10 protein-coding genes are annotated in these 10,838 nt (G+C 69.8%); 5 read left to right on the top strand and 5 right to left on the bottom strand.

Annotated elements, in window-relative coordinates:
- Window positions 1-518: 518 nt before the first annotated feature.
- Both EBN03_RS20320 and mftF read right to left on the bottom strand, forming a co-directional pair.
- Window positions 519-1,892 (bottom strand): GAF domain-containing protein, encoded by a 1,374-nt coding sequence (locus tag EBN03_RS20320; RefSeq protein ID WP_122189638.1) that lies wholly within the window; start codon window positions 1,890-1,892, stop codon window positions 519-521.
- Window positions 1,893-2,158: 266 nt separating this feature from the next.
- Complete coding sequence (gene mftF / locus EBN03_RS20315) at window positions 2,159-3,622, bottom strand: mycofactocin biosynthesis glycosyltransferase MftF (RefSeq protein ID WP_122189637.1); 1,464 nt, start codon at window positions 3,620-3,622, stop codon at window positions 2,159-2,161.
- A gap of 428 nt (window positions 3,623-4,050) precedes the next feature.
- Here mftF and mftR2 point away from each other — a divergent pair, with 428 nt between their 5' ends.
- Complete coding sequence (gene mftR2, locus EBN03_RS20310; protein ID WP_122189636.1) at window positions 4,051-4,668, top strand: mycofactocin system transcriptional regulator MftR2; 618 nt, start codon at window positions 4,051-4,053, stop codon at window positions 4,666-4,668.
- A 164-nt stretch (window positions 4,669-4,832) separates the two neighbouring features.
- Window positions 4,833-5,897, top strand: a complete 1,065-nt coding sequence (locus EBN03_RS20305; protein ID WP_122189635.1) for a ferredoxin--NADP reductase — start codon at window positions 4,833-4,835, stop codon at window positions 5,895-5,897.
- A gap of 4 nt (window positions 5,898-5,901) precedes the next feature.
- Here EBN03_RS20305 and EBN03_RS20300 read toward each other — a convergent pair whose 3' ends face one another.
- Complete coding sequence (locus EBN03_RS20300; RefSeq protein WP_122189634.1) at window positions 5,902-6,675, bottom strand: glutamate racemase; 774 nt, start codon at window positions 6,673-6,675, stop codon at window positions 5,902-5,904.
- Between the two features lie 178 nt (window positions 6,676-6,853).
- Between EBN03_RS20300 and EBN03_RS20295 the strand changes: the two genes are divergently transcribed.
- Window positions 6,854-7,153 carry a hypothetical protein gene (locus EBN03_RS20295; RefSeq protein ID WP_122189633.1) on the top strand — a complete coding sequence of 100 codons (300 nt, stop codon included), beginning with the start codon at window positions 6,854-6,856 and terminating at the stop codon, window positions 7,151-7,153.
- 49 nt (window positions 7,154-7,202) lie between these two features.
- On the opposite strand, the gene EBN03_RS20290 is transcribed toward EBN03_RS20295, so the two are convergent.
- Window positions 7,203-8,393: an NAD(P)/FAD-dependent oxidoreductase gene (locus EBN03_RS20290; protein WP_122189632.1), complete on the bottom strand. Its 1,191-nt coding sequence runs from the start codon at window positions 8,391-8,393 to the stop codon at window positions 7,203-7,205.
- 189 nt (window positions 8,394-8,582) lie between these two features.
- Between EBN03_RS20290 and EBN03_RS20285 the strand changes: the two genes are divergently transcribed.
- A complete protein-coding gene (locus EBN03_RS20285) occupies window positions 8,583-8,930 on the top strand; it encodes an SPW repeat protein (protein WP_122189631.1) in 348 nt (115 codons plus the stop codon).
- Window positions 8,931-9,554 (top strand): TetR/AcrR family transcriptional regulator, encoded by a 624-nt coding sequence (locus tag EBN03_RS20280; RefSeq protein WP_122189630.1) that lies wholly within the window; start codon window positions 8,931-8,933, stop codon window positions 9,552-9,554.
- 60 nt (window positions 9,555-9,614) lie between these two features.
- On the opposite strand, the gene EBN03_RS20275 is transcribed toward EBN03_RS20280, so the two are convergent.
- Complete coding sequence (locus EBN03_RS20275) at window positions 9,615-10,682, bottom strand: alpha/beta hydrolase (protein ID WP_122189629.1); 1,068 nt, start codon at window positions 10,680-10,682, stop codon at window positions 9,615-9,617.
- Window positions 10,683-10,838 lie beyond the last annotated feature (156 nt).

The following is a 10,838-nucleotide window of genomic DNA, read 5'->3' as shown; positions in this document are numbered from 1 at the left end:
CGGAGCCTCCTACGACGAAATAAACTGCTACCCATCGCTTTCCGGGCAGCACAAAGCAAGCCTTCGCACCACCGGAGATGCATCGGCCGGGCGTACCACGGGATGTGGGTACGGCGAATCAGCGCGCCACCGGCACTGTCGGCCGATGCCCGGATTCACCGGGGAATGCGAGATCGAATCGAAATTGCGCGACTGTGGACGGCGGTTAGCGCGCCTGCGCGGAGAGTGCCGAGCGGGCCGGGGCGCGAACGCGGCCGGCTGCGGCGACGATGACGAACAGCTTCAAATCCTCCAACTCTGTGGCCACGCTGCCCCGTGACCATGTTCCCTGCGTCACGTTTGTGATCTGTACATCACTCCCGTGCATCGCGAACACTAGGCGATCGACAGATAAAGAGGAAGCTGATCCCTCAAAAAAACCGAACGATCGTCCGGCGGTGGCCCGGGCCGGACGAAAATGTGCACGGTGTCACAGTTTGACCGACCAGTGTGAGCCACCACACTTTCAGAGCCGGACTCTAGGGCGCGAAACGTTGCATTTGCGTTGCATCCGCCCCGAGTCGCCGGTCCAGCACCCGGATTTTCGCCTCGATCTGCGAATACAGCGGCGAATCGCGGTCCACGGTGTCCCGGTAGGCCGCCCAAGCGGCCGCGTCGTCGCGCCCTTCGGCACCCGAGGTCCACCGCCCGAGGACCCCGGCGTCACGAGAACGCAACACAGCGGTGCGCAACCGGACGCGCAACTCATCCCGAATGTCTATGACTCCGGGCGCGGTCGAGCGCGGCAGCACCGGGCCCGTGTAGTGCCGGACCGCCGAGTCGACGTCCCCGGAATCCAGTGCTGCGCGCAGCGCCTCGATGTCGGTCGCCAGATGCACGGTCAAGCGGTAGGGCCGCGATCCGATGGCCGCCGAGCCCACCACCGCGCGCAGCCGCGACATGGCGGCCCGGATCGTGGCGTTGTCCAGATCGGCGTCGTCGAGCAGCAGGGCCAGGTGATCCGCCGACAGCCCCTCGGGGTGCTCGGCGAGCAACAGCAGGATCTCGGCGTGCCGCTGCGAGACCTGCACCCGTTCACCGTTCACGCTCAGATGCGACTGCCCCAGCCCGAGCACGTCCAGTCCCAGCCGCAGCTGGGAGCCGGATTCGGGTTCGGGCCGGCCCACCTCCTGGGTGCGGTCGCCGGTGTAGCCGGCCCGGACCGCGGCCAGCACCAGGTCCATCTCGGCGGCGGTCGCGGCCGCCTTCACCAGGGCGAGGATCTCGGGCCGCGCCACCCGGACGCCGCCGGCGATCATCAGCACGCCGATCAACCGGCCGTCCTGGTCGTGCACCGGGGCCGCGGCACCGGTCAGCTGGTGCATCCGGTGCAGGAAGTGTTCGGGACCGTGGATCCACGCCGCGCGCCCGGTGCGCACCACCAGGCCGATGGCGTTGGTGCCGACCCGGCGCTCGCTGAGGTCGTCGCCCTCGCGCAGGCCCATCTCGGCGGCGGTCGCCACCCGGTCCGGGTTGCCGTGTACCGACAGCACCCGGCCGAACTGGTCGGCCACCACCACGATGAGTCCGGTGCTGGCGGCGTCCTGCAGCAGCAGTTTGTCGACCAACGGCATCACGGCCGCGATCGGGTGCGCTGCCCGGTAGCGCTCGAGGTCGGCGCCGCGCAGGCCCCGGCTGTCGACCACGTCGAGGGGGTCGACACCACCGCGCACACTGCGTAACCAGGATTCGAGGACCAGCGGCCGTAACAGGCCGGGTAACTGATTCAGCTGGTCGCCGCCGACACCCAGGTATCCGTGCGCCTGCGTGGCATAAGCTTCGAGCGCTCCGAGCTGCGACCCTGACTCCGCGCCCGGTTGCGGCGAGCTTCCACCCGCATGATTGCTGATCATTTGCCTTTCTTTCGCTGGGCACAACTCTACCGGCGGGTTTCGGCGCGCATGGGCGACTTGGGTGCTTTGTCCGTCAGGTCACACCCGTATCGTGCACCGGTCACGGGGTGGTGCCGCACACATTCGGCGCCGGCTGTGCCGGGGGCGGCTGTCCGCCAATTCGACTGTCCGAGTGCGTCCTTCGTCCGGGATGCCGTACGGCAGGCGAAAAACACCGCGCCGCACCGGCAGTGGCCGGTGCGGCGCGGAGGTCGATCGGGACCGGGTCAGACGCAGGTGAGTACCGCCGCCCGCCGAGGTGCCGGCGGGGGCGTAGGGGCGGGCTCGGGCCGGCCCCGGCGGGCCGCGCGGGCGGCCAGCATGCTCAGTAGCGACGCCCACCACACGCCGGTGCCGTACGCCAGATCGTCCAGGCGCTTGCACACCACGTAGCGGACCGGGTCGAGTCCGCCGGTGTCGCGGTGGGTGTACCAGTCGGCGATCCCGTCGGCCACCGCCATGGTCACCGCGATCCGGCGCACCCGCCGCGACACCAGCATCGCCAGAACCGTCAACGGCCAATAGTTTCGGCACACCGCCGAGGCGAGGCGCCACAGCGCGGCGGTGAGCGCGCGGCCGGCGCACAGGGCGGCCATCTCGGCCGGGTTGTCGAGTTCGATGAAGGCCCGGCGCAATCGGAGTACCGCGGCGGCGATCGTGACCACACCACCCAGCAGCCCCCACCTGGTGAGGCTGGACAGCATGATCGCGGCCACCGCCGCCCAGGCCGGGGCAGGCGGCTGCTGCGGGCCGGCCACGGTCCGGCGGGCCTGCGGCGCCTCGGCGGCACCGTGATTCACCTTGCGCGCGAACCACTTTCCGAACGAGACCGGATGGTCACAGGTGACCCGGGCCGCGGGCTCGTAGCGCAGTCGCCAACCATCGCGTTCCAGGCGGGCGCACAGGTCGGCGGCCGGGTCGCTGTCGGCTGTGACCGGCCGGGTGCCGGTGAATCCGCCGGCGGCCAGCAGGGCCCGGCGCCGCACCAGCAGCGCGGTGTCGGGCACGCGTGGCACCGCGCCACCGGCGGAGACCTCGGCCTCGCGCCGCCCCCGGTCCAGCTCGGACCGCGTGTGCTCGTAGCGGCCCAGCACGGTGGTGTAGGCCTCGTGCGCCACGATCCGCGGGGCGACCAGTGCCACCTCGGGGTCGCTGAAGTGCCCGAGCATCACCTCGAGCCAGCCGGCTCGCGGCACCACGGCCGGATCGAGCAGCGCCACGAATTCGGTAGTGGCCGCGCGCAGTCCACTGTCGCGGGCGGCGGCCGGGCCGAGCGCGCGGTCGTGGCGCAGCACGGTGACCCGGCAGCGGCCGCGGTCGGCGGGCAGCCGGACCGGGCGGGACGAGCCGTCGTCGACGACGACCACACTGTGCCCGCGCAGGCCGGCGAGCAGCCGGACCAGGCCGTCGTGGTCGTCGCGATAGGGCACGACCACGGTGACGTCCTCGGGCGCGGGCAGCAGGCGCGGACGCGGATTGGCCACGCCGGAGTCCAGCAATCTCCGGGCGACCGAGGCTGAGGTGGGGTCGGTGACCTCGAGGTAGCCGTCTCCGATCAGGGCGGCCGCCTCCGGGGCCAGTCGCAGCAACCTGGCCGGCGAGCCACCGACGAGGATTCGACCACCCGAGTAAGCACGCACCCGCGGATCGATTCGCACCCCGAACCCGTCCGGCAATCGACCATGGCGCATTCCAGGAATGTTAGGGGGTGATCGGCGCCGCAGCCGTGCGTGTCGGAAAAACCGCGGGGATTTCGCCGCGAAAAGTCCGGCCGCCCTGCGCGACCGCCCGACGACGGGCTGTGAACGCTGCGAAAATTCGGCGGCAATGGTCTCGCAAACTTCGTGACAGGTTTCTGTCGGCAATTCGCGACCGTAAGTCGAGTAACGCTCGGCAATCCCCCGGCAGCACAGTCCCGCTCGCGGATCCCCGGCCCGCCGCCGATCGGCACGGTTGCGCTCGTTCTCGCACCTGGCTGCCGGGACTGGGCACTAGACTGCGGAAGGAATTCGAGCAGTGCACAACGGAGCAGGGTGTGGTGCCGGCTGACGACGGGGGCCGCGAGCGCCACCCGAGGCCTGCGGACCGGCACGCACGAGGTGACATGGGAGTCGCAAGAATGCAGTCGAGTGGGGGCGGAAACGCGCTGTCCGAGGCGGAGATCGTCGAGGCGGCACTGCGCGTGGTCCGCGAGGACGGCGTGGCGAAACTGTCGATGCGCCGGCTGTCCCGGGAGCTCGGCGTCTCGCCCATGGCCCCCTACTACTACGTCGCCGACAAACGGGAACTGCTCGATCTGGTGGCGACCGCGGCCCTGACCGGAGTGCGGGCGCCCGCGCCCGATTCGGGCCCGTGGCAGCAGCGGTTGCGTGATCTGGTCGACCAGATCGACGAGAAGCTGCGCAAGCATCCGGGCCTCGGCGACCTGTTGATCGAACAGATGCTGAGCAAGCAGCTGGATCTGATCGCGGCGGTGCTCGAGATCCTGTTCGACGCCGGGTTCGACGAGCGCAACGCGCTCTCGGCCTACGCCACCATCCACACCTATCTGTTCGGCCGGGCCCGGGTGAACCCCCGCGACACCGCGCCCCAGGACCTGCCCTGGCCGGACGCGGTGGCGCGGGTCATGCCGCACATGGGCGACCTGCGCGGGAAGTACGGCTACGACTTCGGAATGAACGTGATCATCGCGGGCCTGGAGGCCCAGCTGACCGCCGCGGACTACTCGGCGGGCTGAGCCGACCTGGGTGAATCGTCCCACAGTAAAAATCTGGGTCGACGCGTCGCGCGACAAAACTAGAACAGGTTATAGTTTGGTAGGACGTCCGGAATCGGCCGTCTCGGCCCGCCCGCTAGGGTCGGTGCCGCACCTGTTCCACCGCCAGGCCCCGAGAGGACATCATGACCACCGTGGACCCCGTCGTCCCCCACACCTCGCGTTCGGCCGTGCTGCGCGTCCAGCAGGTGATCGCCGAGACGGCGGACGCGTGCTCGCTGGTGTTCGACGTTCCCGAGGAACTCGCCGAGCGGTTCAGCTACCTCCCCGGCCAGTTCCTCACCCTGCGCATCCCCAGCGACCGCACCGGTTCGGTGGCCCGCTGCTACTCGCTGGCCAGCTCGCCGCACACCGGTGAGGCCCCGAAGGTCACGGTGAAACGGACCGTCGACGGTTACGCCTCGAACTGGGTGTGCGACAACGTCCACGCCGGCGACCGGATCGAGGTGCTGCCGCCCTCGGGCCTGTTCACCCCCAAGGACCTGAACGCCGACCTGCTGCTCTTCGCGGCCGGCAGCGGCGTCACGCCGATCATGTCGATCCTGAAGTCGGCGCTGATCCGCGGCACCGGCCAGGTCGTGGTGATCTACGCCAACCGCGACCCCGAGTCGGTCATCTTCGCCACCGAACTCGCGGAACTGACTGCGGCGCACCCGGATCGGCTCACCATCCTGCCCTGGCTGGAGTCCGAGCGCGGCGGCTTCCCGGACGCGGCCGCCCTGGCCGAGCTGGCCGGCCCCTACACCGAGTACCAGTCCTTCATGTGTGGTCCCGGCCCGTTCATGGACGTCGTCCACGCGGCGCTGGCCCAGCTGTCGGTGCCGCGCGAGCGCATCCACGCCGAGGTCTTCAACTCGCTGTCCGGTGACCCGTTCGCCGAGCACGAGATCGTCGAGGTCACCGCGGAGGAGGCCGCCGACGCGGCCACCGTCGAGGTCGAACTCGACGGCGAGGTGCACACCATGAGCTGGCCGCGCAGCCGGACTCTGGTCGACATCATGCTGGACAAGGGCCTGGACGTGCCCTACTCCTGCCAGGAGGGCGAGTGCGGCTCCTGCGCCTGCACGGTGCTGTCCGGCAAGGTCGAGATGGACCACTGCGAGATCCTCGACGAGCAGGACATCGCCAACGGTTACATCCTCGGCTGCCAGGCCCACCCGGTCACCGACGAGGTCAAGATCCAGTTCTGAGGCGTCAGCCCTCGCGCGCGACTACCCGCCCGAGCAGCCGCCCCGACTCGTAGGCGGCCGCGCTGGCGGGTAGTTCACCCGGCCGGCCACTGTTGACCACGGTCACGGTGCCGGATCCGCCGGCCGGTCGGCCCAGGGCGTCGATCCGCCGCAAGGTTTGCGCCGCAACGGCTTCCGCGCTGTCGAAGAGCCGGACCGCGGGCGGCAGCGCGGCCACGATGGCGTCCACCACCAGTGGGTAGTGGGTGCAGCCCAGCACGACCCCCTCGGTTCCCGGCGGGGTCTGCGCCACCGCCGCGGCGATGGCCGCCTCGACCGCGTCGAGATCACCGCGGTCGATGGCGTCGGCCAGGCCGTGACAGGCCACGCCGGTCACGTCGGCGTCACCGCCGAACCGGGCGATCAGATCGGCCTGATAGCTGCTGGCGGTGGTGGCCGCGGTCGCCCACACCGCCACCGTCGAGCACACCGCCGCCGCCGGTTTGATCGCCGGAACGGTCCCGATCACGGGCACCTGCGGGCCCACCTCGGCCCTAACATGTTCGAGCGCGGTGACACTGGCCGTGTTGCACGGCAGCACGATCACCTCGGCGCCGAGCCGCAGTGCCTGCCGGGCCGTGTCCAGTACCCGGTCGATGACCCACTCCGTTGGCTTCGGCCCCCAGGGAGCGCCGTCCGGGTCCGCCTGCAGCAGCAGATCCAGGTCCGGCCGCAACCTGCGCAACCACGCGGCGGTCGGCAGCATCCCCAGTCCGGAGTCGATGAGCGCGACGATCACAGCGACAACTGTATTCGTGCGACCGGGCTGCGAACGAAACGAGACCGGCAGGCGTGCCCCAGCAGCCAGGCCCGCGAAACGCAAGCCCCCGAAATCGGGGGCACTCGAACCTCTGACGAACAGGACAGTTCGCCATAGGCTGGCAGCCCAGAACGCGTCCGCCAGCGATTGGATTCCCGTGTTGTACAAGCCCTTCCGCGCCACCATCGGCGCGATCGCGATCAGTGCCGCCCTGGCCGGCGCTGCCGGAACCGCCGCGGCCGCCCCGGTCGCGCTCACCCCCGCCCCTGCCCCGGTAACCAACCCGGCCGCCACCCCGCTCGGGACGCTCAGCAGTTCGTCGCCGATCTCCGGAGCGGCCGGGAACGTACTGTGGAACGTCTTCATCGAAGCGCCGGTAGCCGCGTTCTTCGCGCTCTGCAATCTGGTCGCATCGTCGGGCCCCGCCCCCGGCCCCGACAGCACCTGCCAGTTGTGAACCCGGTCCGGGCTCGGTGCGATCGCGCACGAGCCCGGACCGATCGGGTCTAACCGGCCAGATTGGCGCGCATCTTCATCACGTCGCCCGCCCGGCCCGCACCGGCGACCGCGACGAGTTCGCCGGCGGCCAGGTAGTGCACCAGGAATTTGCGGCCGGCGTCGACCACCTGGACCTCGTCGGCGGCGGACGGGTCGCCCAGGACCTGGATCTTCAGGTCGTACTGGTCGCTCCACACGTAGGGGACGCCCGGGGCGGGGGCCGCGGTGCCGAGCAGGGCCGCGGCCAGCAGCCGGGCCTGTTCGCCCGCGCTGGACCAGTGTTCGAAGCGGCGCGGGTGCGCGTCGGGGCGCGCCCAGGCCGCGACGTCGCCGACGGCCCACACGCCGGGCACCTCGGTGCGTCCGGCGGCGTCCGCCAGCACACCGCCGCCCTTGGCCGGGTCGGCCAGCGGCACACCGGATTCCGCCAGCCACTCGGTGACCGGAGCGGAGCCGACGCCGACCACGACCAGGTCGGCCGCCAGCTGCGAGCCATCGGAAAGGGTCGCCACCCAGCGGGATTCGGTGCCGTCGGCCGAATCATCCTTGACCACAAGGGATTCCAGGCCGACGCCGCTGCGCACGTCGACGCCCTGCTCCCGGTGCAGGTCGGCGACCATTGCGCCGACCTCCGGCCCCAGCGCCGCCGCCAACGGCGTCACCTGCGGCTCCACCAGCACCACCGACAGCCCCCGCGCGCGCAGCGTGGACGCCACCTCGCACCCGATGAACCCGGCGCCCACCACGAGAGCCGTTGCCGCCGAACCGTTCTCCTTCGCGAGCAGGGCTTCGACCTGTCCGCGCAGCTCCGTGGCGTGGCCGTGCTGTCGCAGGACGTGCACACCCTCGGGCAGCCCCGGAATCCGACGCGGGCGCAGACCGGTCGCGATGATCAGTTCGTCGTATTCCAGCTCTTCGCCGTCGGCGAGCCGCAGCCGCCGGTTCGCGGTGTCGACGCCGATGGCCGGGGACTCGAGGCGCAGCTCGATGTCCTTCTCCACGAAGAACTCCGCCGGCTTCAGCGTGGTGTCGTCCAGCTCGCCGAGCAGGAACTTCTTCGACAGCGGCGGACGGTCGTAGGGCAGCCGGCCCTCGTCGCCCAGCAGCACCAGGCGACCGGTGTGGCCCGCCTTCCGCAATTCCTCAGCCGTCTTGAGCCCGGCCAACCCGGCTCCCACGATCACGATCGAGCCGGTCATCACGGCTTCTCCTCTGTCTCTGCGCTTCGTTGCGTTACGCCCATCACTGTAAGGCAAACCTCGCCATATCACGGTGACGCCGATCACAGCGCAATCGCCACGCAACCGTGTCCGAATCGATGTCGACCGACCGGTCGATCAGGCATATACCGAGGTCAGAGGTTTTCTGCATGCTCAGAAGGAGGAGACATGTTCAACGAAACCCGTGCCGCGGACTCCCTCGCGGTAATCCTCGGCATCCTCGTCGCGATATCACCGAGCTGGCTGGACCACAGCACTCGCTCGATGTGGACCATGATCGTGCTCGGTGCCCTCATCGCCCTGACCGGCCTGGCGCAGATGGCCCGGCCCGCGATGACCGAACTCGACTATGCGATGGGACTGTTCGGCGTGCTGCTGTTCATCGCCCCGTGGGTGATGAACTACCACGACCTGACCGGCTCCGCCTGGTGGTCCTGGATCGTCGGCGTGATCACGGTGCTGGCCGCACTGGCCGCGATGCCGCAGATGACCGGCCGGATGCACACGGCACATTAGATGCGTTCGCCCGATCCGCAGCACCGATCCACGCGCACGCTGATCCTCGACGCCGCCGAACAACTGTTCGCGGCCAACGGATTCGATGCGACGGCGACGGCGGCCATCGCCGCCGCCGCCGGCGTGCCGAAGGGACTGATCTTCTACTACTTCCCCACCAAGGACGCGATCCTGTCCGCCCTGATCGCCGAACGGGTTCCGGCCCAATCGCTTCCGGATCTCGCCAGTGTGGTCCGCCCGGGTGATCCGGCGACCAGCCTGATGAACCTGGACGCCGCGCTGAACCTGCGCGGCCAGCGGTCGTCGGTGCTGCGGGTGATCCTGTGGCGGGAGGCCGACGGCCACCCGGACGTCCGCGCCCAGCTGCGGCGCCTGCGCGACCAGCTGCTCGACGTCACCGCCCGGGTACTGCAGGCCAGCACACCCGGCCCGGTGGCGCCGGGCACCCTGCGCGACTGCGCCGCCGCCTGGGTGTCGGCGCTGTTCTCCATCGTCACCACCGACCGGCTGCGCGCCCTGGACGGCCTGGCCGGGCCGGGTACCGACGAGATCGGCACCGTGTCCCGGGTCGTGGCGGCGGCCCTGTCCCACCTGACCGAGCCACTGCCGCATCCGATCCGGTAACCGAGACCGCCCGCCCCCGGAAACCCGGGGACGGGCGGACCTCCGGCGTCGTTGCCGGGCTCAGATACCGAGACCCTGTGCGAGCACGGGCCACGAGCTGATGAAGTCGTCGTGCCAGTAGCCCCACGAATGGGTACCGGTGGGCCGGAAGTTCGCTGTCACCGGGATACCCAGGTCGTTGAGCTTGTTCACCAGGTTGTGCGTGCAGTAGTCGACGCCGGCCTCGATGACACCGCCGATGATGATCTGGTTCGCCAGACCGCCCGGACCGGGCAGCGTGTACGGACCGTTCAGCTGATCGTACTGCCCGGGAATCCCGGTGCCGGTGGAGATGTAGAGATCCAGGCCGCGCAGTTGGTCGGCGTGCACGTACGGGTCGTTGTCCACCCAGCCCTGCGAACCGTCCGGGCCCCACATGTTGTCGGTATCGCCGCCGCCCCACACGTCGACGGTCATCTTCACGAAGCGCGAGCCGATCGGGTCGGAGGTCTGCGCGCAGCCGGAATACGCGGCGGCCGCCTTGTACAGGCCCGGTTTGGCGATCGGCAGCGCCAGCACGGTGGTGCCGGAGGTGGACAGGCCGGCGATGGCGTTGACACCGTTGGTGCCGAGCGCGGCGTCGATCACCGGCGGCAGTTCCTCGGTGAAGAACGTCTTCCACTTGTTGCGGCCCAGGACCGGGTCGTCCTTGATCCAGTCGGTGTAGTAGCTCCAACGGCCGCCGATGGGCTGGACGACGTTGACGTTCTTGTCGCCGAGGAAGCCGCTGACGATATCGGTCTGATTCACCCAGGACGCGCTGTCCTCGCCGCCGCCGGCGCCGTTGAGCAGGTACAGCACCGGGCGCGGGACCGACGTGTCCGCCGGGCGCTGCACGTCGATGGTGATGTCCTTGCCCATGGCGGCCGACCACACCGACAGCCGGATGTTGCGGCCGTTGTTCAGCTGGGCGCTGTCGATCTTCGAGCCGTCGGGGGACGTGACCTGGGCCAGCAGACTCTGGTTGTCGATGATCGGGTCGCCGCACGCGGGCCCGCCGACCACGGCGGCCGAGGTGTACACGAAGGTGCTCGCCAGCACTCCCGCCAGGACACGCGTGCCACGGATCCGGTTCCTGTGCCGCCTCATGGCCGCTGCCTCCCGAGTCATCGAAAAAAGTCGATAGAAAACAGAACGAACAGACCGAAAAGCACAATTCGCCCGATCACCCGGGCCGGTAACCACGCCAAATTACACACTACCGAAATCCCTTCGAACAGTAGGGCGTCGGCGCGGCCACGGGGG

Origin of the sequence: Nocardia stercoris (assembly GCF_003696265.1) — a bacterium.
GTDB classification, from domain to species: domain Bacteria; phylum Actinomycetota; class Actinomycetes; order Mycobacteriales; family Mycobacteriaceae; genus Nocardia; species Nocardia stercoris.
Note: the sequence above shows the minus strand (reverse complement) of the source record. Positions and strands in the feature narration are given on the sequence as shown.

What these genes read in the sequence shown, in the direction of transcription:
- EBN03_RS20305 (WP_122189635.1), top strand. Translation starts at nt 4,833, where the DNA reads ATGACCACCGTGGACCCCGTCGTCCCCCACACCTCGCGTTCGGCCGTG.
- EBN03_RS20275 (WP_122189629.1), bottom strand. Translation starts at nt 10,682, where the DNA reads ATGAGGCGGCACAGGAACCGGATCCGTGGCACGCGTGTCCTGGCGGGA.
- EBN03_RS20290 (WP_122189632.1), bottom strand. Translation starts at nt 8,393, where the DNA reads ATGACCGGCTCGATCGTGATCGTGGGAGCCGGGTTGGCCGGGCTCAAG.
- EBN03_RS20320 (WP_122189638.1), bottom strand. Translation starts at nt 1,892, where the DNA reads ATGATCAGCAATCATGCGGGTGGAAGCTCGCCGCAACCGGGCGCGGAG.
- mftR2 (WP_122189636.1), top strand. Translation starts at nt 4,051, where the DNA reads ATGCAGTCGAGTGGGGGCGGAAACGCGCTGTCCGAGGCGGAGATCGTC.
- EBN03_RS20280 (WP_122189630.1), top strand. Translation starts at nt 8,931, where the DNA reads ATGCGTTCGCCCGATCCGCAGCACCGATCCACGCGCACGCTGATCCTC.
- mftF (WP_122189637.1), bottom strand. Translation starts at nt 3,622, where the DNA reads ATGCGCCATGGTCGATTGCCGGACGGGTTCGGGGTGCGAATCGATCCG.
- EBN03_RS20285 (WP_122189631.1), top strand. Translation starts at nt 8,583, where the DNA reads ATGTTCAACGAAACCCGTGCCGCGGACTCCCTCGCGGTAATCCTCGGC.